This is a genomic window from Pseudomonas sp. KCJK9058, from assembly GCF_046230975.1.
Lineage (GTDB): Bacteria > Pseudomonadota > Gammaproteobacteria > Pseudomonadales > Pseudomonadaceae > Aquipseudomonas > Aquipseudomonas alloputida.
Window position 1 is genome coordinate 119,494 of the sequence record NZ_JBJJLR010000008.1, and the last position, 26,305, is coordinate 145,798.

The following is a 26,305-nucleotide window of genomic DNA, read 5'->3' on the forward strand; positions in this document are numbered from 1 at the left end:
TGTTATCCGTCGTCGTGGGCTGTGCTCAGAGGCTGGACTTGGAAATGACCTGCAAGGTCATTTGTTCCAGCAAGCGGTTCATGTGAATGAACTGGGCGAAGCGCTTGTCCTGGGTCTGGCCATGGTAGTAGCGGTAGTAGATCTGCTGAACGATGCCTGCCAGGCGGAACAGGCCATAGCAATAGTAGTAATCGAAGTTGTCCAGGCGGATGCCGGCGCGCTCGGCGTAGTAATCGACGAACTGGCGACGGCTGAGCATGCCCGGCGCGTTGCTCGGCTGGCGGCGCATCAACTGCACTGGCGCCGGGTCGCCGGCTTCGATCCAGTAGGCCAGGCAGTTGCCCAGGTCCATGAGTGGGTCGCCCAGGGTGGCCATTTCCCAGTCCAGCACACCGATGATGCGCATGGGGTTGTCCGCGTCCAGGATGACGTTGTCGAACCGGTAGTCGTTGTGCACGATGCTAGGGCGCGGGTGGTCGGCGGGCATTTTTTCGTGCAGCCAGGCGGTTACCGTTTCCCAGCGTGGCGCATCCGGTGTCAGGGCTTTTTCATAACGGCTGGTCCAGCCCTCGATCTGGCGCTGCACGTAGCCCTCCGGCTTGCCCAGGTCGGCCAGGCCGCAGGCGGTGTAGTCCACCTGGTGCAGCTCGACCAGGCGGTCGATGAAGCTTTTGCACAGGGCTTCGGTCCGGCTGGCGTCCAGGTTCAGTTCGGCCGGGATGTCCGAGCGCAGGATGATGCCCTTGACCCGTTCCATCACATAGAACTCGCCGCCGATCAGGCCGGTGTCGGTGCAGTGTGCGTAGGCCTTGGGGCAGTAGGGGAAGCCGCTGTTGAGCTGGTTGAGGATGCGGAACTCGCGGCCCATGTCGTGGGCCGACTTGGCCTTTTGACCGAAGGGGGGGCGGCGCAGCACGAAGTCGCGGCCCGGGTAGCTGACCAGGTAGGTGAGGTTGGAGGCGCCGCCAGGAAACTGGCTGATGCTCGGCAGGCCGTGCAGGCCGTGCAGGCCGGGGATATTGGCTTTGAAGTAAGGGTCGATGACGGCCGCGTCGAGTTCTTCGCCGGGGCGTACCTGGGTGGACTGGTCGGTGAGCGTCATGCGTCTTCCTTATTCTCGATAGCAAGTACTATTGGGTAATTTAATGGTCCGTCAGGATTGGAACAATCGTCCCATGTGCCAAATAGGTGAGGGTGTTGCTGGTGGATCACTGCACCGAATGCAGGGCAAAAAAAACCGAAGCCGTCAGGCTTCGGTTTTTCGATCATCCGGTAGTCCCAGCCTTCAGGACGGGAACAGCTCGCTGAGTTTCATCGACAGCATCATGTCGCCCTCAACCCGCAGCTTGCCGCCCATGAAGGCCTGCATGCCGTCGGTTTCGCCGCTGACGATACCCTTCAGGGTTTCGGCGTCCATCACCAGGGTGCAGTTGGCATCCGGGTTTTCGCCTTCCTGCAGGTCGCAGGTGCCGTCCTTGACGATCAGCGCGTAGTGCTTGTCTTCGTCGGTGATGTTGAAGCCGAACACCAGGTCCAGGCCGGCGGCAGCGGATGGGTTGAATTTCTCTTGCATCTTTTTGACGGCATCAGCTACGGAGGTCATGGCGCATTCCTTATAGAGTGATTTACACGTCCCCGCAGGGACACAACAAGCCGGGCTTATCGGTAAGTGACAAGCTCCGGCGCCCTCAACAGCTGCACATGGGCCTGGCTGTTGAAGGAGGCCAGTGCCACGTCGCGGCCGCGAAACTTCAGCTGGCTGAGCGACGTGTTGATGATCTGCCAGTTCAGCGCGAACGCCTGGCTGGGGGTAATACCGGTAACCAGGTGGAGCAGGGCGGCAATGGTGCCACCCGAGGTGAAGATAGCAACATGATCGCCGCTGCCGGCGGTATCCAGCACGCGTTGCAGCCCACCTTGTACGCGGGATGTAAACGAACGCCAGGTTTCCAGGCCATTATCGGCATGCTCGCCATCGTGCCAGCGTTGCACCATCAACGCGAACAGACGCTGAAACTCGCTGCGGTGCTGCGCAGCATTGCGCAGCACATGCAGGGCATCGGGCTCTTCGGGCAGCAAGTCGGGCAACAGGGCGCGGATAACACCGTCGGCATCGAACTCATTGAATGCGGCGTCGGTCTCAACCGCCGGCACCGGGCAGCCGTTGGCGTGCAGCGCCTGCAGCGCCAGCCGTGCGGTATCCTGCTGGCGGCGCAGGTCGCCAGCCACGCAGCGGTCCAGCCGCACGCCCAACTGGGCCAGGTGCTCACCCAGGGCCTGGCTCTGGCGCACGCCCACGGGCGAGAGGACGTCGTAGTCATCGGCACCGAAGGAAGCTTGGCCATGTCGAATCAGGTAGAGATTGCCCACGAAAGGTTCCGGCCTGTTGGAGGTTGCTGCGAGGTTAGGATGCGGCTCACGGGCTGTCAACGAAAAAACATACAAGCGTTTGAAAAGGTTGTTTGAAAGGTGTTGCCAGCGTTTACACCCGCTGGCAGCACCACAGACGCAACGGTATGCTTGCAACAGTGACGCGCCGTAGTGGCGCAGGTATTTAAGGAGTCAACGTGGAGTTTCTTGCCGAATACGCAAGCTTTCTCGCCAAAACCGCCACCCTGGTCATCGCCATATTGGTGGTGCTGTCGGCGATCGCCGGGCTGCGTGGCAAAGGTCGGCGCAAATCGGGCGGGCAATTACAGGTCACCCGGCTGAACGATTTTTACAAGGACCTGCGTGAGCGCCTGGAGTCCGGCTTGCTCGACAAGGCTCAGCTCAAGGCCCTGCGCAAGCAGCAGGCCAAGGCGGAAAAACAGCAGAAGAAGGGCAAGGCCGAGGACAAGAGCCGGGTATTCGTACTGGACTTCGATGGCGACATCAAAGCCTCAGCCACCGAAAGCCTGCGCAACGAAATCACCGCGCTGCTGACGCTCGCCACCGCGCGTGACGAAGTGGTACTGCGCCTGGAAAGCGGCGGTGGCCTGGTGCACAGTTACGGCTTGGCTGCGTCGCAACTGGCGCGTATTCGCCAGGCGGGCATCCCGTTGACCGTGTGTATTGACAAGGTGGCTGCCAGCGGTGGGTACATGATGGCCTGCATCGGCGAGAAGATCGTCAGTGCCCCATTTGCCGTACTGGGGTCTATTGGCGTGGTGGCGCAGTTGCCCAACGTCAACCGCCTGCTGAAAAAGCACGACATCGACTTCGAAGTGCTGACTGCTGGCGAATACAAGCGCACCCTGACCGTCTTTGGCGAAAACACCGAGAAGGGCCGGGAGAAGTTCCAGGAAGACCTGGACATCACTCACCAGTTGTTCAAGGATTTCGTATCCCGCTATCGTCCGCAGTTGCACATCGATGAAGTGGCCACTGGCGAAGTCTGGCTGGGCGTGGCCGCCTTGAACCGCAAGCTGGTGGACGAGTTGCAGACCAGTGACGAGTACCTGAGCGACCGCGCGCGCAACGCCAACCTGTTCCACCTGCACTATGCCGAACGCAAGAGCCTGCAGGAGCGGATTGGCATGGCCGCCAGCGGTACCGTGGAGAACACGGTGGTGGGCTTGTGGAGTAAACTCAGCCGCCTGCGCTAACACCTTGAACCCGTTGAAATTTTTTTTCGTTCAGGGGGTTGCAAGGTTAAAAGAATGAAGACATAATGGCGCCCATCGAAACGCAGCAAACTTTGAAAAAGGTTCAGCGTTTCAAGGAGATAGCAAAGCGCAAGCAGCTAGATCCGACCTTTGAGGCCGAGTAGCAAAGTGGTTATGCTCCGGATTGCAAATCCGTCTACGCCGGTTCGATTCCGACCTCGGCCTCCACCATTCGAAAGCCCCGCAGATTAACGTCTGCGGGGTTTTTCTTTGAGGGTCGAAAAAAGCCACGAGTTCCGAAACTTTCGGGGTGGAGTTCTGAAACTTCAGCCTTTCGAGGGCTTTGCGATAGGTCCGACGCGCCGGTAATCATGCTCAGTAATTCCCTCTTTCGAGTGGCCCGGCAGTACGCTTGCCTCGCTAAGGTCGTTGATCTCTGATGCGGCCTTCGGTCGGATATCGCGGAACTGGATGAAGAACGGCGAAAGGTGCTGGCTGGTGTGTCGCGTGACCTTATCGAGCAGCAGGCTTAGGTTGTTCCTCACTCCTTTCATTTCCAGGACGATCCTCAGTCGCTTACCGGTCTTACCCCGAGGTTTCGATCAGTGATTGGGTGATTGCTGAGCGTGGTGAGGCGGCAGAAACCCTGTCGTTCTCCTACGTCAGCGGCCCTTACCAGGCCCGGCGCCTGGCCAACATTGAGTTGCGCCGCCGGGCCTGTGGAGCGCAACGAGGCCGATTGTCTTAGAACTTGAAGCCATCATGAGAAAACGAGTTCAGTTCTGTGCGTTCAAAAATAATGAGAACAGCTCGGACTGAGATTTAATGCCGAGTTTGCTGTACATGTGCTTGCGATGGACCTTCACAGTCTCTGCGGAAATCGCCAGCTTGCGCGCGATCTCCTTGTTCGAGCAGCCGCTAAGCATAAGCCGGCCAACTTCCAGTTCACGGGCGGAAAGCGGCGTATCCAACTGCTGGTCAGTAGAGTCCAGCCAGCTCTGCCAGCTGGGTGCCGACGACGTGTTCTGCTCCAGCGCTTCCCGCTCGAATGCCATGCGCTGACGCATCAGGGCGGCAACCCAGGACTGGATGAGAGTGAGTAGGGCGGTCTGCTCTGCACTGAAGAGACACTCACTTCCCAGCGAGAGGCTGAGGGTGCGCTCCGTGTCGAGCTGGACGTTGATATGTGCTTCGTCGGCAACGACATTGAGGCGGAAGTAGCGTTGGTAATAGTCGGTTTGCTCGAAGCACTCCGGCGCCACGTCGGCTAGCCAAAACAAACCGCTCTGCGGTGCTTCCCGGTTGGCGAGATAAAAGGGGTCGAGCAGATACAGGCCTTTGAGGTAGTCCTGAAAAAGCGGATCTGGCCCGCCATCCTTGCCTGGGCATTCTGCGAGCACCTGCGGGCGACCATTGCTGAATATCAGTACGACCCAACTGTCTACCGGAATGTATCTATCCAGTTGACGCACCAGAGCCAGCCAGAAATTAGGGCGGTCAAGTGCCTCGATTAGTCTGCCGATGGCCTGGTGCCAGGCCATGTCTTGCAGTGTAATGCTCCCGTTTCTACCCATACGGGGTTACCCCATCGAAGTAATTACTTTCCGTTTTATGGCTCTCCATACTTCGTTTCAGCCCTGGCGGGTGCTGTTCAGTTTGGCGATTGAGCCAACATACACGTGAAAGGATCACCGATGAAGATTGAACTTGTACAACTCTCCGGTCGCGATGGCGATACCGCTTATAACCTGGAACGTACATTGCAGGCCATCGCTACCTGCGCCGTGGATACCGATCTGCTGATTTTCCCAGAGACCCAGCTGATGGGATTTGCCAGCGCCCAACAGCTCGCCGAAATCGCCGAGCCCGTTAACGGGCCGAGTGTGCAGGCCGTGCAACGCGCCGTACACGAACGAAACGTCTCAGCGGTGATTGGTCTGGCTGAGAACGACTCCGGCACCGTTTACAACACCTCCTTGCTGGTCACCCCGCAAGGGATCGCATTGAGTTATCGCAAAACTCACCTTTGGCCGTCGGAGCGCGGATTGTTCCAACAAGGAGACCGCTATGTCACCGCACTGTGGAAGGGCATCCGTGTCGGTATCCTGATTTGCTACGACATTGAGTTTCCGGAAAGTGCTCGGGCGCTCGGCCAACTCGGCGCCGAGCTCATATTGGTCACTAACGGTAACATGGATCCTTACGGCCCTGTCCACCGCACTGCAATCATGGCTCGCGCTCAGGAAAACCAGGCATTCGCGGTGATGGTCAATCGGGTGGGCGACGGCGACGAAGGGCTCGTTTTTGCCGGCGGCAGCGCCGCTATCGATCCCTTCGGGCGCACGCTGTTCGAAGCGGGCCGCGCAGAGTGTCGGCAGGTGGTGGAATTAGATCTCGGCCTGCTGCGCACCGCCCGCCACGAATATGACTACCTCAGTGACCGCCGCTTGTTCCTGACCGGCGAGCAGAGTGAGCATGATGATAGTCGACGTGAACTCCTGATCCCCTGAATCAGTTGTGGGGCGCAACTGCAACACAACGATTGTTCCGTCTTAACGCCTGTTTCGACCCTGCCACAACAGTAATTCACAAACTAGCAGGAGCAGTGCTCGTGTCTCTGGACTCAGCGCTAACGCTCCGGAGCATCCCCATGAAACGGATTCGTTACATGCAATTCGCGCTGGTCTCTCTGTTCAGTTTTGGCGTGGTTTGCGCCGAGGCCGGTGACGCTCAAAAGCCAAGTGTCCATATCTACAACTGGTATGACTACATTGCCCCGAACACGGTGAAAGACTTCCAGAAAGAAGCAGGCGTCAGCGCGGTGTACGACGTGTTCGACAACAGTGAGGTCATGCAAAGCAAACTGATGGCTGGCCGCAGTGGTTATGACGTTGTGGTTGCCAGTGCCGACCTGCTACCGAACCTGATCAAAGCCGGCGTGCTGAAAAGACTGGATCGCTCCAAGTTACCCAACTGGTCCCATCTCGATCCCGACGTCCTCGCCAAGTTGCAGAGCAATGATCCCGGAAACAGCTACGCGGCCCCTTATTTGTGGGGGACCACTGGCATCGGCTATGACGCGGACAAGGTTAAGTCACTACTCGGCCCCGATGCGCCAGTCAATTCCTGGGACTTGATTTTCAAGGAAGAAAATCTAGCCAAACTCCGTCAATGCGGTGTGGCCATGCTGGACGCGCCTGGCGAGGTTATTCCCATCGCACTGCACTACCTTGGACTGCCATACAACAGCCATAACCCGGACGATTACAAAAAAGCTCAGGAACTGCTGCTGAAGCTGCGCCCCCATATTGCCTACTTCGATTCTTCCAAGTTCATCTCTGATCTCGCCAATGGCAACGTCTGCGTCGTGCTGGGCTGGGCGGGCGGTGTCTCCGACGCGCAGAAAGCCTCCGAGTTGGCTGGCAACCATCGAAACCTTGTCTACAGCATTCCACGCGAAGGTGCCCCGGTGTGGGTGGAAAGTATGGTGCAGCTCAACGATGCGCCGAACCCGGAGCAAGGGTTGGCCTTCATCAACTACATGTTGCGCCCCGATGTCATTGCTGAGTCATCCAACTACCTGAGCTATCCGAACGCGAACAAGGATGCCACTGCGCTTGTAGAGAAGAAGATCCGCGACAATCCTGGGGTATATCCGTCCAAGGATGTGCTGTCCACGCTTTTCCCCCTGGAGCCACTGCCGCTGAAGCTGGAGCGCATTCGGACCCGTGCGTGGAACACAGTCAAGACCGGCAATTAATTGGCAGACCCGGTTCTGCTGATGATTGACCAAACCCCAGTCATGAAACAAACCAAAACAAGAGCGAGAGATCATGAAAGACACGATGAAGCCACGTGCCCGTGACCTGAATATTCAGTTCGGCCAACTGCAACCCGGTCCCCTCAACGCCATCACCGATGTGCCGGGCGTTCGGGTCGGTCACAGCAATGTGCGAGGACGCACCGCCAACGGCCGCGACATCCTGACTGGGGTAACAATCATCGAGCCGCGTGTCGGTTCCACCAGCCAGCAACCGTGCTTTGCCGGCGTCCATGTGTTGAACGGCAACGGCGACGCAACCGGTCTGGAGTGGATTCGCGAAGCGGGTCTTTTGACCAGTCCCATCGCCTTCACCAACACCCACAGCCTGGGTGTGGTGCGCGATGCACTGATTGTGCTGGACCGTGAACAACAACCGGATGACGGCCGTATCTACTGGAACATGCCGGTGGTGCTGGAGACCTATGACGGGCTGCTCAACGACATCAACGGTTTTCATGTGAAGCACGAGCATGTGGCCGAAGCCCTGAGTAATGCTGTAATTGGGCCAGTTATCGAGGGCGCGGTCGGTGGTGGCAGCGGCATGATCTGCCACGAATTCAAGGGCGGTATCGGCACTGCATCGCGGCGCCTGAGTAGCACTCAGGGCAGTTGGACTGTTGGCGCCATTGTCCAGGCGAACCACGGCATCCGTAACGAACTGCGCGTCGACGGCTATCCGGTGGGACGCTACATGGAACAGGCTGACTCCCCGTTCCTTAAGGCTTCGCTGCCGCACCCGGGCATGGGTTCGATAGTCGTTTGCCTGGCCACCGATGCGCCGTTGCTGCCACACCAATGTACGCGCCTGGCACAACGCGCCAGCATCGGTCTCGCCCGCACCGGTGGTGGTAACGAAGACCACAGCGGTGACATTTTCATCGCCTTCTCCACCGGTAATCATGTGCCGCCGGCAGCTTACGAAAGTAAGCGCGCGCCGACCACCGACAACCTTAGCATGGTCAACAACGACCATATCAGCGAGTTGTTTCTTGCCGCCACCGAAGCGGTGGAAGAAGCCATCATCAACGCCTTACTAGCCGCTGACACCGCCGAAGGCAACGGCCATGCAGTACCGGGACTGGATTGTGAGACGCTGCTCAAAGCCTTGCATCAAGCCGGCTGGCCGGGAGCGGCGAATGGTTAACTGATCTCTTCGCATGGCCGCCGGAGCTTCACGACAAGCGCTGAGTCTCTGGCGGGGCTGCTGAATAGCCGATTGTCCGATTCAGCTCACAGATGAGTCAGACGAATTTGCGTAAAACTGCACGTTCGCTATGGTGGCAATAAACCACCTGACTACAACTAAAGTCGTAGGAGCGTCTCATGAGAATACGCGGTGATGTTTTCTGGGCCTGGGCTGACCCGACGCTTCATCACCGAACTCACGACGAGACACTCGACGATGGGACATACATTGACGTTCAGACGCGGCTGTCGCGGACAGGCAAAACGCAGATGTTCATCGGGGTGTATGCCCCTGGTGGCATGGCTATCCTTGAAGAGGCCTTCGATTCTCGCCCTGGCGAGTCGATGACCAGGGCACTGGCGTGGGGCGTTGGCCGGGCCCGACGGGTCGCCACTGAAGGTGCGCCTGCTGCAGGCTTTATGGCTGCCTCGAAATAGCGGCCAGGCGCGCAGCGCCGGAGGTCAAGCGGCGACCTATTGTCATCAGCGAAGACACCGTGCATGAAACCTCTGCGTCTCCAGACTTCCAGCAATCCGGCAGGGAGGCTTCATCGGCCTGGCCCGTTATCCTCGCTGGCCAGCGCCTTCTCTTTTGGACTTTTTCATCAAGTAGTCGCTGACATAGCGCACCGTGTTTTCCAAGGCCTGCGTCATGTCGGGATGGGTAAACGCGTACTTGCGCTCCAATTGCCTGCTGTTTCCCATGTCGAAGCGCTGTGTCTGAATAAAGTTCAATGACTCGGCGCTGATCGCCAAGCGGGTCGCCAGTCCCGGAATTGTCAATATCGACCTGAGCAACCCTATGGGTACATGGCGGCGGGGTGCCTTGACCTTTAGCGTGTCTGCGATCTGCACAAGCATTCCCTGCAAGTTTGGTGTTCGCTCATACAGCGCCAGCACTTGCCGGTTGGCCATGGCGGGGTCGAACGCCACGCAAGTTATCATGTTCACCAGATAATCGACGCTGACCAATGGCAACCAGTGACTGGCGGAACCGGGAACAGCTTTGAACCGGCCTTGTGCCAGATTGCGAATGAGTTCGGCAAGCGGTTGTCCGTCCAGGATATGCCCGTTCTCGCTGTGGCCGCACACCGTAGCAGGGTGAACAATCGTGTAATCCGCATCCGCGTCTTGCATATAGCGGATGACTGCAAAATGGGACTCGAGTTTGCTGCCTTCGTAGCCGCCTACACGGGCGTAGACCGCGGGCCAGTTTGTGTTTTCAGGGCACTGAATATCAACCCCGATACGGGCAAGGTGGTTGAGGTTTTGCAGCATGAAGCCGCCTACCATGAGCAATCGGATGCGCTGGCTGGCCGCAAGCCTGGCCACGCTCAGAGCACCTTGGACATTGACTGTGCGGGCGCGCTCCGGTGTCAGCCCCCAGGAAAATGCCGCCGCGAGATGGAAAAATACAGCGGCCGAAGTGACGCGTTCTTTGTCTGCTTCGCTGAGGCCAAGCCCCTCCTGGCTGATATCGCCTTCAACGGCATGGAGATACTCCGGGTTACCCCCCAGTTGGCCTACCTGCTCCTTGAGGCGTTCGATGTTACCGGGGCTGCGCATCAGCACCCAGGTCTTGTGCCCTTGCGCAGTAAGAGCGGCCAGCAAATGTTGCCCCACAAAGCCGCTGCCGCCGGTGACAAAGCATTCCACACTCATGTTTGAACCCTTGTTTGGATAATGGGCGCAGGCTAAGGTGTAGAGCCTGCTCTACAGTCAAGGGTTTTTAACGTGAATATTGGAGAGTTGGAGCGCCGGAGTGGGCTCAGCCGCCATGCATTGCGCTATTACGAACAGCTCGGGCTTATCGAGCCACACCGACAAGCCAACAACTATCGCAGTTACAGTGAACAGACCGTAGCTGACTTGGCCTTCATACAGAGCGCCCAGGGCGGGGGCTTTTCACTTGCTGAGATTAGGGACATTCTTGTGGCCAGGCGGGGAAACACGATCGATTGCGCGCAAGGCGCCGTCTTGGTCGCCGCCAAGATGGCCGAGATTCAAACGAAGATCACCACGCTACAGGCCGCTTATGTTTTTCTGGACGCGGAGCGCGCCAAGCTTGAAGCCAGTGCTATTGCCAACGGGCAGATAATGCCTTGAAGTCCTGTCCATGACCCTTTTCGATCGAGCGTCAGCCTTCAGGTAAGGTGACACCGCAGATAAATTCATGCGTCCCCAAGCGGTGCGAGCCGAATTCCACCACGTAGCCGTCTCCTCTGCGCTGCGCCTCTGCCATGGCCGTTTTCTGGTCGGCATAAACGTCGACAAAATGCCATGGATGTCGGTCTCTCAGGACCCCCCATCCGATGACCCAGCCTTCCCGCGAAGGGTCTGGCGGCAGGTTCTTCGCCAAGCTTCGAATGGACATACCGATCTCCTCATATGCACAGGCTCGCCCTTGCAGGTTGAGCACTTTTCTTGAACCACACCTCGCGGGCGCCGGTCTTCAGCATGAAGGATGAGTGATAATTCCAGGTTTCCTCTTCAAATATTGAAATGTTCGCAGTCTAGGGTTGAACTCAAGCCAATTCCACCATCGAGGGAGTCAGGAAATGGATTATTCCAGCATGGTTGAATCGTTGGACAAGATGCTGAAAGCAACGGCTGCAGCCAAGGCCTGCCTGCAGCCGTCAGATACAGAGCGTCAACCACACCTCCGTAGCCATTCGTCCGCGACGTCACCCATGGTTGATGGGGTGCCACTCTTGATCCAAAGCATGAATCCTCGGTCGAACTTGAATGCCGCGCCGCACTCGCTGAGCAGAAACTGACGAACCTTCTGCGTGTTGCGGTAATGCTTGTCCAATGGAGTCGTACGGGTGATCGGCCCGGCGTGCCAGTCTACGGTCATGGTCTGTTCCTTTGACAATTGAGAAGGCAAAAAGCCCGTAGAGGGTCATCTACGGGCTTTGCTGTGGTTCCACACGACCTGGCTCGGACTGTCAGCCTTCGAACTGTATCACCATCCGGCCTTTGATCTTGCCCTCCAGCATCTCGTCAAAGATCTGGTTGATATCCTCGATCGGTCGCAGCGTTACCTTGGGCACCACTTTGCCTTCAGCGGCAAACTGGAAGGCTTCCTGCAGGTCCTGGCGTGTACCTACCAGCGAGCCCACCACTTCGATCCCATCAAGCACCAGACGGGGAATATTCAGGTCCATGGACTCCGACGGAAGCCCGACGGCCACCAGTCGCCCGCCAGCGCGCAAGGCATCGACAGCCGAGTTGAACGCGCCTTTGGCCACAGCAGTAACGACGGCAGCATGTGCACCGCCGGTTTTGGCCTGGATGACCTTCGCGGCATCTTCGTTGAGCGGGTTGACGACCAGGTCCGCGCCCATCTCGCTGGCGAAGCGCAGTTGCTCTTCGTTGACGTCGATGGCGATGACTTTGGCGTTGAACACATTCTTGGCATATTGCAGGGCCAGGTTGCCCAGGCCGCCGAGACCGTAGATGGCGACCCATTGGCCGGGGCGGACGTTGGAGATCTTCACTGCCTTGTAGGTCGTGACGCCGGCGCAGGTGATGCTGCTGGCGGCAGCGGAGTCGAGGCCGTCGGGCACTTTAACCGAGTAGTCGGCCTTGACGATGCAGGCCTCGGCCATGCCGCCGTCCACGGTGTAACCGGAATTCTTCACGTCGCGGCACAGGGTCTCGTTGCCGCTGTTGCAGTATTCGCAATGTCCGCAACCCTGGTAGAACCAGGCAACGCTGGCACGGTCGCCTGGCTTGAGCGAGGTGACGCCCGGGCCAACTTCCTGAACCACGCCAATACCTTCGTGGCCCAGTACTACACCGGTCTTGTCACCAAAGTCGCCATTTTTCACGTGCAGGTCGGTGTGGCACACACCGCAGCACTGCATCTTCAGTAGCGCTTCGCCGTGCTCGAGAGGGCGCAGGGTTTTCTCTACCACGTCCACGCGACGGCCTGGTGCAACGACAGCAGCTTTCATGAGAGCCTCCGTGTCTATCCGATATGAGCTTGGGTTATCGCTGGGACAGCATAGACCTTGCCTGGCCAGGCAAAACTGCTTCAGGTCATGGTCATGGTGGGCGCTTGCGCAAAATACCGACGGATGCCTGACTGGCATTTGCGGAACAAAGAAAAGCCCGCGGCAATGATGCGGCGGGCTGCAAGAACGTACGGAGCAGGGTCAGTGTGCTCATTCGGATGTCGGCATTTCGTGAAGGTCAGGTCACGGGGGTGTCATCATCTGCACCGAAGTACGCAGGGCCATAAAAAAGCCCGCCATAAAGGCGGGCGAAAGACGTTTGAAGGGAGAGCCTGCAGGTTGCGCCGGGCCGGTTAACCCAGGATTAAGCGACAACGCATTGACCCAGCATCCTGATCAGCCTATACAGGCCTGCCATTATCCCAGGAGCCAGCATGCGCGACGAAGACGACCTGCACGAACCCGAGCACGATCACCTGCTTGACCACGAATTTCTCTACGACGACGTGGAGCCCGAGGCAGATGCCCAAGGCGCCGAGGATGAAGTGGAGGAAGACGAGGAGACGCTGGATGACCTCGATGATGAAGAGCGCGATCACCCAGCCTGGTTCGACGACTGCGACGACTGACTCAGCGACCATCCACTGAGAACCGCCCGGGCCCGCTTACCGCCAGCAACAGCAGGCCGCCCATGATGCTGAGGTTTTTCAGAAACTGAGTCATGTTGGCGCTGCGCTCGGGGTCGACCATGTTCCAGAACGGGTGGCCCAGCAGCGCCGTGCCCAGTACGAACAGCGCGAATAGAAAGGCCAGCGGCCGCGTGTAGAAACCGAGGATCAACAGGATTGCGACGACGAACTCCATGATGACGGCAATCCCTGCTGCCAGCATCGGGGCAGGGGCGCCGAGCGAGGTCATGTAGCCTACCGTGCCATCGAAGCCGGTCAGCTTGGCCCAGCCAGACAAGACGAAGAGGACCATCAGCAGTACGCGGGCGATCAGGATAATGATGTCGCGTTGACCATCGAACAGGGAGTAGCGCATGGCGGCGTTCCAGTGGACGGGGACAAGCTCCACTTTAGCAGCTGCGCCAGACATTGCTGTCAGGCAGCAAAAAGGCGCCGCAGGGGCGCCTTTTCAACGAAGTTTGGTGCGAGTGGCGGGACTCGAACCCGCAAGGCTCACGCCGACAGATTTTAAGTCTGCTGTGTATACCAATTCCACCACACTCGCACGTTTGAAGGGGTCGCAACGACCAGCTCGCTTCTAAGCAGAAGGGCTTCGCAATCAAGCGCGCTTTATAACCCATTGTTATAGTTGAGTCAACTGCAGCACCTATGATCAACAGATAGAAGAGGCGATCGAACGGGCAATTGACACCTTGCTGTCGTTACGCCACTGTTGGCCACGATTGGATCCAAGCGTGTTCCGCAATGACTTGGGGCCGAGTTGGCGAAGGTGTGGTGCGTCCACGGTTATTCTGGCGGCTGTTGTTCGCGCAGGTGCTCGTGTTGGCCTCTGCCGGCGGTGGTATGATCATGCGGCTCAGCCTGTGATTGCTGAAAGAGGCCATGCCGCGGCGCATCAGCCCGGCGCTGGCCGAGCCGGAACGCTGACAGCCTGTAGTCGTTCAGCTGTCTACTGGCAGACACTCCAGGCTACGTTCATTTTCTCCCTCCTGCTGTGCCAGTGGAGTTTGCATGGTTTCAGCCGACTGCCTCGACGCTTCCCTCATGCCCGCCCATCGTTATGAACAGCTGGTTCAGTCGGTGGTGGATTATGCCATCTACATGCTCGATCCTTCCGGCCATGTGGTGTCTTGGAACGCAGGCGCGCAACGGATCAAGGGTTACCGTAGGGATGAAGTGATCGGCAAGCATTTTTCGTTGTTCTTCACCCCACAGGATTGTGCGCAGGGCCGCCCCGAGTGCCTGCTGCGTCAGGCGCTGGAGCAGGGTGTGGCGCAGGACGAAGGCTGGCGGGTGCGCAAGGATGGTTCGCAGTTCTGGGCCCTGGCGGCACTGGATGTGATCCGTGATGAAAATGGCCAGATCATTGGCCTGGCCAAAGTCACACGCGATATCACTGACCGTCGCGAGTCGGCGCTGCAGCTCGACGCAGTGCGCGCCCAGCTGTTCCAGGCGCAGAAGCTTGAAGCCCTCGGCCAGTTGACCGGTGGTCTGGCGCACGACTTCAACAACATGTTGACCATCATCATCAGCTCCGCGCGCCTGGCGCTGGCCACCCAGGACCCGGCACGCACCCAGCGCATGTTGCAGCACATCCTCGATGCCAGCCAGCGTGGCACCGAACTGACCCAGCAACTGCTCAGCTTTGCCCGTCACCGCAAGCTCGATGTGGCCAGCGTTGCCCCGGCAGACTTGGTTAACGCTACGCGTGGCCTGCTTGAGCATGCATTGCCAGGCTCGATTGACTTGAACGTATTGCTGCAACCGGACCTGCCGCGGATCGAGGTGGATGCCGGGCAACTGCAGATGGTGTTGCTCAACCTGTTGTTCAATGCCCGTGATGCCATCGACGGGCATGGCCGCATCAGCCTGACTGTCGATGTGGTCGAGCTGTTCGGCGAAGTTGAAGGGCTGAAGGGCAGCTTCGTGCGCTTCGAGGTGGAAGACACCGGCGCAGGCATACCCACAGAGATACTGCCGCGTATCTTCGAGCCGTTTTTCACCACCAAGCCTTTCGGCAAGGGTACCGGCCTGGGGCTTAGCCAGGTCTATGGTTTCGCCCGGCAAAGTGGTGGTGCCATTTGTGTCGACAGTGAGCCTGGCCGGGGAACTTGCATGCGACTGTACTTGCCAATGTATCAGGACCAGACGGATAGCCCACTCGACAGGTAGACAACATGGCACAGGCACTGAAGCGGCTGGTAACGGGGATCGACGGGCTCGACGCGTTGCTCAAGGGTGGCCTGATAGCTGGCGCCTCCTACATTATCCAGGGGCCGCCGGGGGCCGGTAAGACCATCCTCGCCAATCAGCTGGCCTGCGGCCACGTGCGTGGCGGTGGTCGGGTGCTGGTGGCCACCTTGCTGAGCGAGTCGCATGAACGCTTGTTCCAGTACCTGTCCACGCTGGACTTCTTCGACCCGGCGCTGGTCGGTGACAAGATCCAGTTCGTCAGCGCCTTTGATACCCTCGAGCAGGACGGGCTGGATGCGGTGGTGCGCTTGCTGCGCCAGGAAATTGCCCGGCAACAGGCCAGCCTGCTGATCGTCGACGGTGTGCTCAATGCCCGGGTACGCGCGGAAACCGCGCTGGACACCAAGAAGTTCGTTTCTGAGCTGCAGGGGCATGCGGCCTTCGCCGGTTGCACCGTACTGTTGCTGACCAGTGCCCGGCTGGACGAGGGCAGCCCGGAACACACCATGGTCGATGGCGTGATCGAACTGGGTGAGCAACTGGTGGGCAGCCGCGCCGTGCGCCACGTCCAGTTGCGCAAGACCCGCGGCAGTGGTGCGTTGTCGGGGCGTCACGAATGCCTTATCGATGAGTCCGGCATGCAGGTCTATCCTCGCCTGGAAGCGTTGTTCAGCCACCCTAGCCAGTTGGGCAGCGGTACCTTGGCGCGTATCAGCAGCGGTGTACCCACCTTCGATGAAATGCTTGGTGGTGGCTTGGCCACCGGGTCAGTCAGCCTGTTGATGGGGCCTTCGGGGATTGGCAAGACGTCATTGGGCCTGGCCTTTCTGGGTGCCAGCACGCCGCAGGCGCCGGGGTTGCATTTCGGTTTTTACGAAACGCCCGAACGCCTGCGCAGCAAGGCCGCTTCGCTCGGCTACGATTTTGCCGCGATGGAGCAGGGCGGTAGCTTGCAGCTGTGCTGGCAGCCGACCACCGAGGGCTTGCTGGACCAGGTTGGCGCGCGGCTACTGGAGCGTGTAGCGGCGCAGGGCAGCAAGCGCGTGGTGATCGACAGCCTTGGCGCATTCAGCCGCCTGGCTATTGACCCGACGCGGCTGAATGCGTTTTTCCGCGCGCTGGCGGGTGAGTTGCGCGCGCGCGATGTCAGCGTGGTCCTGACCTGGGAGATGCGCGACATTTTCGGCGCGGAAATCAGCGCCCCCGCGCCGGACCTGTCGAGTATCGTCGACAACCTTATGCTGATGCGCTTTGTCGAACTGGACTCGCAACTGCGGCGCATGCTGTCGGTCCTCAAGGTGCGTGACAGCCACCATGACCCGGCCTTGCACGAGCTGATGATCGGGCCGCAAGGCATTACCTTGCGCAAGGCATTCGAAGGTGCCTGCGGTGTGCTTTCGGGAACGCCGACGCCGCAGGGGAGCGGGTGACGGACGAGCCGATGAACACCATCCTGATTGTCGATGACGAGTACCTGATCGCCGATATCCTCGGGTTTGCCCTGGAGGACGAAGGTTTCGTGGTGGAAAAGGCGAGCAATGGCTGCAAAGCACTGGAGGCATTGAAGGAAAAACGCGTGCAGCTGGTGATTACCGACTACATGATGCCGCTACTCAACGGTGAGGAGTTGGCACGTGCCATACGCCAGGACCCGGCGTTAAGCGAGTTGCCGGTCATCCTGATGAGCGGCGCACAGGCCAGCCAAGGATGCCCGGCCCTGTTTGCCGCAATATTCGACAAACCGTTCGACATGGATGAGATGATCGCCACGGTGCATCAGTTGATGGGCACCTGAGGCTGGCGGTCGAGCGCATCCATGCCCCTCGGGTGGCGCTAGTGTGAGTCTTCGTGTTTCTCCGGAGCCGGGTTGCCGGCCTGGATGCGTTTGAAGATCTCTTCTCGATGGACCTGAACATCTTTCGGTGCATCGATACCGATTCTCACCTGCATCCCTTTGACGCCCAGAATGGTGACTTTGATGTCATCGTTGATGACGATGCTTTCGCCAACCTTACGGGTGAGTATCAGCATGTAATTCTCCTTGGTGATGTAAAAGTCCGCAGGGCTAGTTGCCGCTGCGGCGGGAGCTTGTCCCTCTTCCTTCTCATTAAAGACGCTTTCGGCGGATAGTAATTCCCCGACAGACAAATTCTGTTGCGTGTCTTCAGTTGCAGGTGCCAAATCAAACCGTCAACGGTTTGTCGGCCAAGGCGCTCGCTGGCAAGAATAGGGGGGTTGGCGGCTAATGGGAAATTTCTTCGCATCATGGGCTGAATAGACAAGCTCAATGGTCCTCCTGTTCCTCGAGTGCCTGAAGAAACAACAGCAAGGCTACTTCCTCCGGGTCCAGGCCTTTGCGCACACGGTTTTTCGGTAAATTGGCCAGGCGCCCCAAGGCATAGTGCTCCAGGACTGCCGGGTGGATGTAACAGCGCCGGCACACGGCCGGTGTATTGCCCAGGCGTGTGGCCACCTGGCGGACTATCGCGGCCACCTGGCGTTTGGCTTCACTTTCCGGCTCCCAGGCCAAGGGCTTCAGCAGGTTCAATGCCAGGCTGCTGCCGGCCCAGGTGCGATAATCCTTGGCGGTGAAGTCGGCGCCGGTCAGTTGCTGCAGAAACTGATTGACCTCGCTGGAGCCGACACTATGGCGCTGGCCATCTTCATCCAGGTATTGAAACAGCGCCTGCCCAGGCAGTTCCAAGCAGCGTTTGAGCAGGTTGGCCAAGCGCCGGTCGTTGAGGGTGACATTGTGCTCGACGCCGCGCTTGCCGCGGAACTGGAAGCGGATAGTGCTGCCTTTGACCTGCACATGGCGATTGCGCAGGGTGGTCAACCCGTACGACCGGTTATCGCGCAGGTAGCGCTGGTTGCCAATGCGGATCAGGGTGTGATCCAGCAGGCTCACCACCAGTGCCATGACCTTTTCCCGGTCCAGCCCTGGCCGCGCCAGGTGGGCTTCCAGCTGTGTGCGCAGCTTTGGCAGGGCTTGGGCGAACGCAAGCATGCGCCCGTATTTGTGCTGGTCGCGCAGTTCGCGCCACTGTGCGTGGTAGCGGTACTGCTTGCGGCCACGGGCATCGCGGCCGGTGGCTTGCAGGTGGCCTTGCGGATCGGCGCAGATCCACACATCCGTGTAGGCAGGGGGGATCACCAATGCGGCGATGCGCGCAAGGGTTTCGCTGTCGCGTACCCGTTGGCCATCGGCATCCAGGTAGATGAAACGGTCGCGCCAGCGCCGACGGGTCAGGCCCGGCTGACTGTCGTCAACGTAGTGCAGGGTGCGCGGCAGGGGGCAGTCAGGCATGGGCGGCGGGCCTCGATCAGGTCACTGATCAATGGACAATACGCGCGCTAAGGATGCTCAACCCAAAAGGGCCACCGACTTGATCTGGGCGAACAGTATCTGCCCCGTGTGCAAACCGAGCTGGTCTGCCGAAAAGCGGGTGATGCGTGCAAGCAGGGCATTGCCGCCAGCATCCAGGCTGACCAGCACATGCGCCGGGTTGGCCGCCGGGCAGCTCTCGCGCACACGCACCGGCAGGCGGTTGAGGATGCTCGATGCGCTGTCCGCCGCCAGTGCCAGGCTGACATCCCGGGCCTGCACCTTGACGCGCAGGGTACTGCCCATCACCTGCGCCGCGTGGGTGATGCGCAACAGCGGCCCGCTGCTGCCGGGCAGGCGCAGGTCCAGCAGGCCGTAATGCGGGTCGTGCCCAACCACCCTACCTTCGAACACGACGCCGGCGTCGTCGCCCTGGGCCAGCGACAGGTCAAGGCGAGCCAGGGTTTCGCCGATCGGGCCGCTGGCGATCGCCCGGCCTTGTTCCAGCAACACCAGGTGGTCGGCCAGCCGCGCGACTTCATCCTGGGCGTGGCTGACATATATCAGAGGGATGTCCAGTTCGTCGTGCAGGCGCTCCAGGAAGGGCAGTATCTCGCGCTTGCGCGGGCCGTCGAGGGCTGCCAGCGGCTCGTCCATCAACAACAGCCTTGGGCTGCTGAGCAGGGCGCGGGCAATACCTACCCGCTGCGCCTCGCCACCCGACAGGGTTGCCGGGCGGCGCTCCAGCAAGTGGCCGATACCCAGCAGTTGGCACGCCTGGTCGAGGCTGACCTTGCGTTCAGCGGGCGCTACTCGGCGCCAGCCGAACGTCAGGTTGCCGCGCACCGACAGGTGCGGGAACAGGCTGGCTTCCTGGAACACGTAGCCCACCGGGCGCAGGTGCGGTGCCTGGAAGTAGCCACGGGTGCTGTCTTCCCAGACTTCGCCGTTGACCTCGATATAGGCGCTGGCGGCCCGTTCCAGCCCGGCCAGGCAGCGCAGGCAGCTGGTCTTGCCGGAGCCAGAGTGGCCGAACAGTGCGCTGATGCCGCGCCCGGGCAGGTGCAGGTTGACGTCCAGGGTGAAGTCGTCGCGCGCCAGTTTCAGGCGCGCCACAATCGATGCGCTCATTTCAGCTCCAGCCAGCTTTGCCGCGGCGTCCAGCGTACAGCAAGAGCAGCACCAGGAAAGAGAACACCAGCATGGCACCGGCCAGCCAGTGGGCTTGTGAATACTCCATGGCTTCGACGTGATCGAAAATTTGCACCGAAACCACGCGAGTCTTGTCGGGAATGTTGCCACCGATCATCAGCACGACGCCAAACTCGCCCACCGTGTGGGCAAAGCCGAGGATGCTGGCAGTGACGAAGCCAGGGCGGGCCAGCGGCAGCACCACATGAACGAAGGTGTCCCAGGGGCTGGCGCGCAGGGTGGCGGCGACTTCCAGGGGCCGCTGGCCGATCGCGCCAAAGGCATTCTGCAGGGGTTGCACCACGAACGGCATGGAATACACCGTCGAGCCAATCACCAGGCCTGTGAAGCTGAACACCACACTGCCCAGGCCTAGCGCCTGGGTGGCCTGACCAAGCCAGCCGTGCGGGCCAAGGGCGATCAACAGGTAAAAGCCGATCACCGTCGGTGGCAGTACCAGCGGCAGTGCCACCACCGCACCCACCGGCCCGCGCAGCCAAGAGCGCGTGCGCGCGAGCCACCAGGCGACCGGTGTGCCGATGATCAGCAGGATCAGGGTGGTCAGGCTGGCCAGTTTTACGGTCAGCCAGATGGCGCCCAGGTCACTGGCATCGAGTGGCATCAGCGTTCATAACCATAGGATTTGATCACCGCTGCGGCTTTCGGGCCCTTGAGGTATTCGACCAGTGCCTTGGCGGCCGCATTGTCCTTGCCTTTGTTGAGGATGACGGCGTCCTGGCGGATCGGGTCGTGCAGGTTGGACGGCACGATCCAGGCCGAGCCATGGGTCACCTTTCCGTCCATGTAGATCTGCGACAGGGCGACAAAGCCCAGCTCGGCGTTGCCGGTGGAGACGAACTGGAAGGCCTGGGTGATGTTCTGGCCTTCGACGATCTTGCCTTTGGTGGCTTCGGTTAGCTTCAGCCTGTCCAGTACCTGGGTGGCGGCCAGGCCGTAAGGTGCCGCTTTCGGGTTGGCGATGGACAGGTGTTTGTATTCGTTCTTTTTCAGCACTTCACCCTTGGCATCTACGTAGCCTTCCTTCGCAGACCACAGGGCCAGGGTGCCGATGGCGTAGGTAAAGCGCGAGCCGGGTACGGTTTCCTTTTCTGCTTCCAGCTTCTTGGGGGTGGTGTCGTCAGCGGCGAGGAACACTTCGAACGGTGCACCGTTCTTGATCTGCGCGTAGAACTGCCCGGTGGCGCCATAGGCCGCGACCAGTTTGTGACCGGTGTCTTTTTCGAAGTCCTTGGCGATGGCCTGGATAGGGGCTGTGAAGTTGGCTGCGACCGCGACCTGGACTTCGTCGGCCCAGGCAGTGTTGAAGGCGAACAGGCTGGCCAGGGCAGTGACGGCCAGCTGGGGCGAGCGGATACGCATGAAGACAGCTCCTTGAAGTTATCGTTATAGCCTTAACTATATAGCGATAAGCCATTGGCCGGGAAGAGGCCAGGTCTGCCTGTCAGAATGCCTGGTGACCGATCACTGCCAGTGCCTTACCGGCAATCTCCCGGGTCAACTCACCCGCCGGCATGTGCCGGCCCAGCCGTAACGCCTGCCCCGACCACAGATTGCTGAAATCACTCTTACCCTGCGGATCGGTGATCGCCCTTAAAGGCATCAATGCCCCGCCCGCCAGCGGGAAGCGCGGTGCTAGCTCGCTCATCGGCCCCAGCTCGCGCATGATGCGATTGTTGATGCCGCGCGCCGGTCGGCCGGTGAACAGGTTGGTCAGCGCGGTGTCGCTGGCAGGCGCGCTGTCCAGCGCCCGGCGATGCGCTGGCGACACCTTGGCCTCGGGGCAGAACAGGTAAGCCGTGCCGATCTGCACTGCCGAGGCACCCAGGGCCAGTGCCGCCAACAGCCCGCGGTGGTCGGCGATACCACCGGCGGCAATCACCGGCACGCCGACGGCATCGGCCACCTGCGGTACGAGCGCGAAGGTGCCTATCTGGCTGGTGATGTCATCGCTGAGGAACATGCCGCGATGGCCACCGGCTTCATAACCCATGGCGATGATCGCATCGCAGCCATTGCGCTCCAGCCAGGCCGCTTCTTCCACAGTCGTGGCGCTGGACAGTACCTTGGCACCGCTGGCCTTTACCCGCTGCAGCAGTTCGGCCTGCGGCAGGCCGAAGTGGAAGCTCACCACCTCCGGGCGCAACGCTTCGACCAGCAGGCAGCTCTGCTCGTCGAAAGGCGCGCGGTTGGACACCGGCGTGGGCGCCGCGAAGTCTGCGCCCACTTCGCTGTAATAAGGCTCAAGTGCCTGCTTCCAGCGCGCATCGCGCTCGGCATCGGGCGCTGGCGGCTGGTGGCAGAAGAAGTTCAGGTTCAGCGGGCGCCCCGGGCAGCCGGCGCGGAATGCGGCGATCTCGGCGCGCACCTGCTCGCCGCTGAGCATGGCGCAGGGCAGGGCGCCCAAGCCACCTGCCAGGCCCACGGCAATGGCCATGGCCGAGCCGGTCGCCCCCGCCATGGGTGCCTGTAGAATGGGCAGCTCGATGCCCAGCAGGTCGAGGATACGGCGGTCGGGCCAATGGCTCATGCGAGTCTCCTTGCGTGGGGCGAGCGATGCGGCGGGGGCTTGCGGCAAGTCTTAGAGGGCCTTGCTGACCTGGATGTCGCTGATTTTCTCGGCGTCGTCGCCGTGGATCTTGCGCAGGGCCTCGAGGGCTTGCTCTTGCGAGGCATCGGGCATCAGCGCGAAATCCCAGCGACGCTGGCCGTCGAGCTTGTATTTGATGACGTACTTGATGGTCTGGGTCATGGTGGCCTTATCTGAGTTTCGACGACGAGCGACGGATGATCTTGATCTTGTGGGTCAGCGTTGGCTTGCGTGTGACCGAGATCGGGCGAGTGGTGACGGTATCGATGGTGATGTTCCAGAAGCCGGTACTGGGTACGGTGATCTTCGCCGGAAACTTCTCGAAATGGCCGCCGTGGTAAGTATGACGGCCGCCGTTCTTGAAGCTGCGGAAGTTGGCGTCGTTCATCAGGCGGATATTGCAGCGCTGGGAGCACTCGATGACGACAATATCGTCCTCGTTGAGGTGCTCGCGCTGGTGTACGAATTTCATGTGATGCTCCGCAAGGTTTGGATCTGCAAAAGCAAAAGATACCACGATGTGCCGTTACACTGCCGCGTTGATCGCCAGGCGTAGATAATTCTGCCAAAGCAGGGAGCAAAACCGCCTGGATGTGGTCGAAGCGAATTCCTGAAGGGAGAGGTGCAGCAAATGAAGTGGATGGTGGCGGCGTTGTCGGTTGCGCTCGGTGGCTGCGTGAGCGTCGCGGAGCTGGAGCAATCGCGTGAAACGATGGATGTGATCTCTGGCAAGAGCCCACGCGCCTATGCCGATTGCGTAAAGGAAAAGCTTGCCGATACGCGTGACCCGCTGACCGAAGAGCAGCGTGGCGACGGCCTGCGGCTGATCGTACCGCAGAAAATCACCTCAGGTGCCGGCCCGGCGGCGCTGGTGGATATCGACAAGCGCGGCAGCGGCAGCAGCATCAAACTGCACGAGCGGCTGAATAACTTCCCGCTGCGCCTTGGGGATGTGCGCACTGCGGCAACGCAGTGCATCTCCGGAAGTTGATCTGAAGCAACGGGTCCTCCTTTCTCTGCTTATATGTTTTAAGCCTAAACATATAACAAAAGAAAAGGAGATTCGTGATGACACCGTTGAGACGCGTGATGATCGGCAGCTTGCTGATCCTGATCTGGCCCACGGCACATGCCGCTGAGGGTCAGAAGGTCTTCACCCAGGGTGGGGCCAACCCTGCAGCCATGGCCTGCCTGGGTTGCCATGGCCCGGACGGCAATGGCATTGCGGCTGCCGGCTTTCCACGTTTGGCCGGGCTACCGGCCGGTTACCTTGCCAAGCAGTTGCAGGACTGGCGCAACGGCAGCCGCAAGCAGCCGGTGATGGAACCTTTGGCCAAGGCCCTGAGCGACGACGAAATCAAGGCCGTCAGTACCTACCTGGCCAGCCTGCCAGCAGCGCCCGCTGGCGACCTGCACCGCCAGCAGATTGCCGATGACCCGACCACCCGCATGGCCCTGTACGGCGACTGGAGCCGGCAGATTCCAGGTTGCGTGCAATGCCACGGGCCGGGTGGCGGCGGGGTGGGCGAACACTTCCCGCCCTTGGCCGGCCAGCCCGCCAGTTATCTGGTGGCACAGCTCAATGCCTGGCGCGACGGCAGCCGCAGCAATGACCCCAATCAGCTGATGGTCGGCGTGGCCAAGGCCATGACCGATGAGGAGATCAAGGCCGTTGCCGAGTTCTTCGCCCGTCCCGCCAGTCAGGAGGTCACGCCATGAAAAACCTGATTCCCGCCTTTTTGCTGCTGGCCGTGGGCAGCGCCCAGGCCGCGCCGATCGCCATGGAAGACCAGTCGCAGTTGAAAGTGCCCGATGTGCAGGCTGCACCGCAGTTCGTACCGCCCGCTGAGCGTGAGTTGCCCGATAATGCCTTTGGCAAGATGGTGCGTGAAGGCCATGCCTTGTTCGTCGACACCCGCCGATTGATGCCCGAGGCGGTGGGCAACGGCATGAACTGCAGTAACTGCCACCTCGATCAGGGGCGGTTGGCGCATTCGGCGCCGTTGTGGGGTGCCTACCCGATGTACCCGGCCTATCGCAAGAAGAATGACAAGGTCAACACCTTCGCCGAGCGTATCCAAGGGTGTTTTCAGTTCAGCATGAACGGCAAGCCGCCGGCCGCTGACAGCCCGCAGATGACGGCCCTGGCGGTGTATTCATACTGGCTGTCGACCAAGGCGCCGACCGGCGTGGAGATTGCCGGACGTGGTTATCCGGAGGTGGCACAACCCAAGGGTGGTTATGACTTCAAGCGCGGCCAGCAGGTTTACCGTGAACAATGCGCGATTTGCCATGGCGATAACGGTGAAGGGCAAAAGGTCGCCGGCGAGTACGTAATGCCGCCGCTTTGGGGCAAGGACTCCTACAACTGGGGGGCTGGCATGCACCGCATCAATACCGCTGCGTCGTTCATCAAATACAACATGCCGTTGGGCAAGCCGGGCAGCCTCAGCGATCAGCAGGCCTGGGATGTGGCGGCGTGGATCAACCGCCACGAGCGGCCACAGGACCCGCGGTTGGTAGAGGGATCCATCGAGAAAACGCGGGTGAAATTTCATGCCAATGATGGGGTGAACCTGTATGGTCAGGAGGTTGATGGGGTGCTGATCGGACAAGGGACGGGTAGCTGAGGTCAGCCAGTGGCGGTCTCTTCGCGGGTGAGCCCGTTGAAAAGGCCGCCACTGGCACGCTGATTTCCCTGTCATCCAACGGTCATGTATGACAGCAATATTTACGATCCCCCGGAACTATCTACACTGGGATATCTCTATGATGGCAACGGTCGTTAACGGGGGCATTGTAAGGTGACTGCCGCCTGATTAGACTGCGCCGAATTCCACAGGCCTAGCCTTTTGTAAGGACGTATATGATCAAAAAATGCTTGTTCCCGGCAGCCGGCTACGGCACGCGCTTCCTGCCTGCTACCAAAGCCATGCCCAAGGAAATGCTGCCGGTGGTCAACAAGCCACTGATCCAGTATGGCGTTGAAGAAGCATTGGATGCGGGTCTGAACGAGATCTCCATCGTTACCGGGCGCGGCAAGCGCGCCCTGGAAGACCACTTCGACATCAGCTACGAGCTGGAAAACCAGATCAAGGGCACCGACAAGGAAAAATACCTGGTCGGTATTCGTCGTCTGCTCGACGAGTGCTCCTTCTCGTACACGCGCCAGACCGAAATGAAAGGCCTCGGCCACGCCATTCTCACTGGCCGCCCACTGATCGGCGACGAGCCGTTCGCGGTGGTGCTGGCGGACGACCTGTGCGTCAACCCGGAAGGTGACGGCGTGCTGACTCAGATGGTCAAGCTGTACAAACAGTACCGCTGCTCGATCGTCGCCATCCAGGAAGTCGACCCGCAGGAAACCAACAAGTATGGTGTGATCAAAGGTGAGATGATCCGCGACGACATCTTCCGTGTAACCGACATGGTCGAAAAACCGGCCCCGGAAGACGCGCCTTCGAACCTGGCGATCATCGGCCGTTACATCCTGACCCCGGATATCTTCGACATCATCGCCAATACCAAGCCAGGCAAAGGCGGTGAAATCCAGATCACTGATGCCCTGTTGCAGCAGGCGAAGGATGGCTGCGTGATTGCCTATAAGTTCAAGGGCAAGCGTTTCGACTGCGGTGGCGCCGAAGGCTACATCGACGCGACCAACTTCTGCTTCGAGAACTACTACAAGACTGGCAAGGCTTACTGATAAGCCCTGCTGGCCTCAAAGCCATCCTTCGGGATGGCT

The 26,305-nt window shown here is 60.0% G+C and carries 31 protein-coding genes, 2 tRNA genes and 1 pseudogene; 15 read left to right on the forward strand and 19 right to left on the reverse strand.

Annotated elements, in window-relative coordinates; genetic code table 11:
• Positions 1-25: 25 nt before the first annotated feature.
• From ACK59Z_RS07565 to ACK59Z_RS07575, 3 genes are all read right to left on the reverse strand, one after another.
• Positions 26-1,102 (reverse strand): phosphotransferase family protein, encoded by a 1,077-nt coding sequence (locus ACK59Z_RS07565; protein ID WP_409292725.1) that lies wholly within the window; start codon positions 1,100-1,102, stop codon positions 26-28.
• Between the two features lie 183 nt (positions 1,103-1,285).
• Positions 1,286-1,603 (reverse strand): SCP2 sterol-binding domain-containing protein, encoded by a 318-nt coding sequence (locus ACK59Z_RS07570; protein ID WP_003251077.1) that lies wholly within the window; start codon positions 1,601-1,603, stop codon positions 1,286-1,288.
• A 56-nt stretch (positions 1,604-1,659) separates the two neighbouring features.
• Positions 1,660-2,370 (reverse strand): histidine phosphatase family protein, encoded by a 711-nt coding sequence (locus ACK59Z_RS07575; protein WP_003251075.1) that lies wholly within the window; start codon positions 2,368-2,370, stop codon positions 1,660-1,662.
• A gap of 197 nt (positions 2,371-2,567) precedes the next feature.
• On the opposite strand from ACK59Z_RS07575, the gene sohB reads away from it, so the two are divergent.
• Entirely contained in the window at positions 2,568-3,587 is a 1,020-nt protein-coding gene (sohB, locus tag ACK59Z_RS07580) for a protease SohB (RefSeq protein WP_182374881.1), read from the forward strand.
• 154 nt (positions 3,588-3,741) lie between these two features.
• Positions 3,742-3,815: transfer RNA gene (locus tag ACK59Z_RS07585), tRNA-Cys, on the forward strand.
• A gap of 98 nt (positions 3,816-3,913) precedes the next feature.
• Here the strand turns inward: ACK59Z_RS07585 and ACK59Z_RS07590 are convergent.
• Positions 3,914-4,180, reverse strand: a pseudogene (locus tag ACK59Z_RS07590) (integrase); the annotation flags it as partial.
• A gap of 183 nt (positions 4,181-4,363) precedes the next feature.
• Positions 4,364-5,161: a LuxR C-terminal-related transcriptional regulator gene (locus ACK59Z_RS07595; RefSeq protein WP_064492610.1), complete on the reverse strand. Its 798-nt coding sequence runs from the start codon at positions 5,159-5,161 to the stop codon at positions 4,364-4,366.
• A gap of 120 nt (positions 5,162-5,281) precedes the next feature.
• On the opposite strand from ACK59Z_RS07595, the gene ACK59Z_RS07600 reads away from it, so the two are divergent.
• The 4 genes from ACK59Z_RS07600 to ACK59Z_RS07615 all read left to right on the forward strand — a co-directional run bounded on the left by ACK59Z_RS07600 (position 5,282) and on the right by ACK59Z_RS07615 (position 9,033).
• Entirely contained in the window at positions 5,282-6,097 is an 816-nt protein-coding gene (locus tag ACK59Z_RS07600; protein ID WP_064492609.1) for a carbon-nitrogen hydrolase family protein, read from the forward strand.
• 140 nt (positions 6,098-6,237) lie between these two features.
• A complete protein-coding gene (locus ACK59Z_RS07605; protein WP_064492608.1) occupies positions 6,238-7,347 on the forward strand; it encodes a polyamine ABC transporter substrate-binding protein in 1,110 nt (369 codons plus the stop codon).
• Positions 7,348-7,432: 85 nt separating this feature from the next.
• Positions 7,433-8,554, forward strand: coding sequence for a P1 family peptidase (locus ACK59Z_RS07610; protein WP_049587969.1), 1,122 nt, complete (start codon positions 7,433-7,435; stop codon positions 8,552-8,554).
• 179 nt (positions 8,555-8,733) lie between these two features.
• Positions 8,734-9,033 carry a hypothetical protein gene (locus ACK59Z_RS07615; protein ID WP_003250941.1) on the forward strand — a complete coding sequence of 100 codons (300 nt, stop codon included), beginning with the start codon at positions 8,734-8,736 and terminating at the stop codon, positions 9,031-9,033.
• A 126-nt stretch (positions 9,034-9,159) separates the two neighbouring features.
• Here ACK59Z_RS07615 and ACK59Z_RS07620 read toward each other — a convergent pair whose 3' ends face one another.
• The gene (locus tag ACK59Z_RS07620) at positions 9,160-10,257 is read right to left on the reverse strand and encodes an SDR family oxidoreductase (RefSeq protein WP_108078240.1); all 1,098 of its coding nucleotides are present in this window, start codon (positions 10,255-10,257) and stop codon (positions 9,160-9,162) included.
• A 72-nt stretch (positions 10,258-10,329) separates the two neighbouring features.
• Between ACK59Z_RS07620 and ACK59Z_RS07625 the strand changes: the two genes are divergently transcribed.
• Positions 10,330-10,701 (forward strand): MerR family transcriptional regulator, encoded by a 372-nt coding sequence (locus ACK59Z_RS07625; RefSeq protein ID WP_003250937.1) that lies wholly within the window; start codon positions 10,330-10,332, stop codon positions 10,699-10,701.
• Positions 10,702-10,732: 31 nt separating this feature from the next.
• Here ACK59Z_RS07625 and ACK59Z_RS07630 read toward each other — a convergent pair whose 3' ends face one another.
• From ACK59Z_RS07630 to adhP, 3 genes are all read right to left on the reverse strand, one after another.
• On the reverse strand, positions 10,733-10,969 hold the full coding sequence (locus tag ACK59Z_RS07630) for a hypothetical protein (protein ID WP_003250935.1): 237 nt from the start codon (positions 10,967-10,969) through the stop codon (positions 10,733-10,735).
• A 276-nt stretch (positions 10,970-11,245) separates the two neighbouring features.
• Complete coding sequence (locus ACK59Z_RS07635) at positions 11,246-11,452, reverse strand: DUF6434 domain-containing protein (RefSeq protein ID WP_017148244.1); 207 nt, start codon at positions 11,450-11,452, stop codon at positions 11,246-11,248.
• A gap of 91 nt (positions 11,453-11,543) precedes the next feature.
• Complete coding sequence (gene adhP / locus ACK59Z_RS07640) at positions 11,544-12,554, reverse strand: alcohol dehydrogenase AdhP (RefSeq protein ID WP_003250933.1); 1,011 nt, start codon at positions 12,552-12,554, stop codon at positions 11,544-11,546.
• Between the two features lie 434 nt (positions 12,555-12,988).
• Between adhP and ACK59Z_RS07645 the strand changes: the two genes are divergently transcribed.
• On the forward strand, positions 12,989-13,183 hold the full coding sequence (locus ACK59Z_RS07645) for a hypothetical protein (protein ID WP_003250932.1): 195 nt from the start codon (positions 12,989-12,991) through the stop codon (positions 13,181-13,183).
• 1 nt (position 13,184) lies between these two features.
• Here ACK59Z_RS07645 and ACK59Z_RS07650 read toward each other — a convergent pair whose 3' ends face one another.
• Positions 13,185-13,598, reverse strand: a complete 414-nt coding sequence (locus tag ACK59Z_RS07650) for a DoxX family protein (RefSeq protein WP_003250931.1) — start codon at positions 13,596-13,598, stop codon at positions 13,185-13,187.
• Positions 13,599-13,702: 104 nt separating this feature from the next.
• A tRNA-Leu gene (locus tag ACK59Z_RS07655) sits at positions 13,703-13,787 on the reverse strand.
• A gap of 467 nt (positions 13,788-14,254) precedes the next feature.
• Between ACK59Z_RS07655 and ACK59Z_RS07660 the strand changes: the two genes are divergently transcribed.
• The 3 genes from ACK59Z_RS07660 to ACK59Z_RS07670 are packed head-to-tail and all read left to right on the forward strand — an operon-like array spanning position 14,255 to position 17,231.
• Positions 14,255-15,415, forward strand: coding sequence for a nitrogen regulation protein NR(II) (locus ACK59Z_RS07660; RefSeq protein WP_004576582.1), 1,161 nt, complete (start codon positions 14,255-14,257; stop codon positions 15,413-15,415).
• Between the two features lie 5 nt (positions 15,416-15,420).
• Positions 15,421-16,866: an ATPase domain-containing protein gene (locus tag ACK59Z_RS07665; RefSeq protein WP_409292730.1), complete on the forward strand. Its 1,446-nt coding sequence runs from the start codon at positions 15,421-15,423 to the stop codon at positions 16,864-16,866.
• Between the two features lie 11 nt (positions 16,867-16,877).
• The gene (locus ACK59Z_RS07670) at positions 16,878-17,231 is read left to right on the forward strand and encodes a response regulator (protein WP_003250927.1); all 354 of its coding nucleotides are present in this window, start codon (positions 16,878-16,880) and stop codon (positions 17,229-17,231) included.
• 38 nt (positions 17,232-17,269) lie between these two features.
• Here ACK59Z_RS07670 and csrA read toward each other — a convergent pair whose 3' ends face one another.
• The 8 genes from csrA to ACK59Z_RS07710 all read right to left on the reverse strand — a co-directional run bounded on the left by csrA (position 17,270) and on the right by ACK59Z_RS07710 (position 23,032).
• The gene (gene csrA, locus ACK59Z_RS07675) at positions 17,270-17,467 is read right to left on the reverse strand and encodes a carbon storage regulator CsrA (protein WP_003250926.1); all 198 of its coding nucleotides are present in this window, start codon (positions 17,465-17,467) and stop codon (positions 17,270-17,272) included.
• Between the two features lie 253 nt (positions 17,468-17,720).
• Positions 17,721-18,743 carry a DNA topoisomerase IB gene (locus ACK59Z_RS07680; RefSeq protein WP_409292732.1) on the reverse strand — a complete coding sequence of 341 codons (1,023 nt, stop codon included), beginning with the start codon at positions 18,741-18,743 and terminating at the stop codon, positions 17,721-17,723.
• A gap of 57 nt (positions 18,744-18,800) precedes the next feature.
• Entirely contained in the window at positions 18,801-19,892 is a 1,092-nt protein-coding gene (gene modC, locus ACK59Z_RS07685) for a molybdenum ABC transporter ATP-binding protein (RefSeq protein WP_108190504.1), read from the reverse strand.
• A gap of 1 nt (position 19,893) precedes the next feature.
• Positions 19,894-20,574 carry a molybdate ABC transporter permease subunit gene (gene modB / locus ACK59Z_RS07690; protein WP_010954656.1) on the reverse strand — a complete coding sequence of 227 codons (681 nt, stop codon included), beginning with the start codon at positions 20,572-20,574 and terminating at the stop codon, positions 19,894-19,896.
• Positions 20,574-21,332, reverse strand: coding sequence for a molybdate ABC transporter substrate-binding protein (gene modA / locus ACK59Z_RS07695; protein WP_054889279.1), 759 nt, complete (start codon positions 21,330-21,332; stop codon positions 20,574-20,576). Before modA ends, modB begins: the two co-directional genes overlap by 1 nt.
• An 82-nt stretch (positions 21,333-21,414) precedes the next feature.
• A complete protein-coding gene (locus tag ACK59Z_RS07700; protein ID WP_102885670.1) occupies positions 21,415-22,500 on the reverse strand; it encodes a nitronate monooxygenase family protein in 1,086 nt (361 codons plus the stop codon).
• Between the two features lie 51 nt (positions 22,501-22,551).
• Positions 22,552-22,722: a hypothetical protein gene (locus tag ACK59Z_RS07705; protein ID WP_003250919.1), complete on the reverse strand. Its 171-nt coding sequence runs from the start codon at positions 22,720-22,722 to the stop codon at positions 22,552-22,554.
• A 7-nt stretch (positions 22,723-22,729) separates the two neighbouring features.
• On the reverse strand, positions 22,730-23,032 hold the full coding sequence (locus ACK59Z_RS07710; RefSeq protein WP_003250918.1) for a DUF1883 domain-containing protein: 303 nt from the start codon (positions 23,030-23,032) through the stop codon (positions 22,730-22,732).
• Between the two features lie 159 nt (positions 23,033-23,191).
• Here ACK59Z_RS07710 and ACK59Z_RS07715 point away from each other — a divergent pair, with 159 nt between their 5' ends.
• From ACK59Z_RS07715 to galU, 4 genes are all read left to right on the forward strand, one after another.
• Positions 23,192-23,551: a hypothetical protein gene (locus tag ACK59Z_RS07715; RefSeq protein WP_003250915.1), complete on the forward strand. Its 360-nt coding sequence runs from the start codon at positions 23,192-23,194 to the stop codon at positions 23,549-23,551.
• A gap of 77 nt (positions 23,552-23,628) precedes the next feature.
• The gene (locus ACK59Z_RS07720) at positions 23,629-24,279 is read left to right on the forward strand and encodes a cytochrome c (protein WP_004576587.1); all 651 of its coding nucleotides are present in this window, start codon (positions 23,629-23,631) and stop codon (positions 24,277-24,279) included.
• Complete coding sequence (locus ACK59Z_RS07725) at positions 24,276-25,190, forward strand: c-type cytochrome (RefSeq protein WP_409292735.1); 915 nt, start codon at positions 24,276-24,278, stop codon at positions 25,188-25,190. Before ACK59Z_RS07720 ends, ACK59Z_RS07725 begins: the two co-directional genes overlap by 4 nt.
• 236 nt (positions 25,191-25,426) lie before the next feature.
• A complete protein-coding gene (gene galU / locus ACK59Z_RS07730) occupies positions 25,427-26,266 on the forward strand; it encodes a UTP--glucose-1-phosphate uridylyltransferase GalU (RefSeq protein WP_003250908.1) in 840 nt (279 codons plus the stop codon).
• The last annotated feature ends 39 nt before the right edge of the window (positions 26,267-26,305 follow it).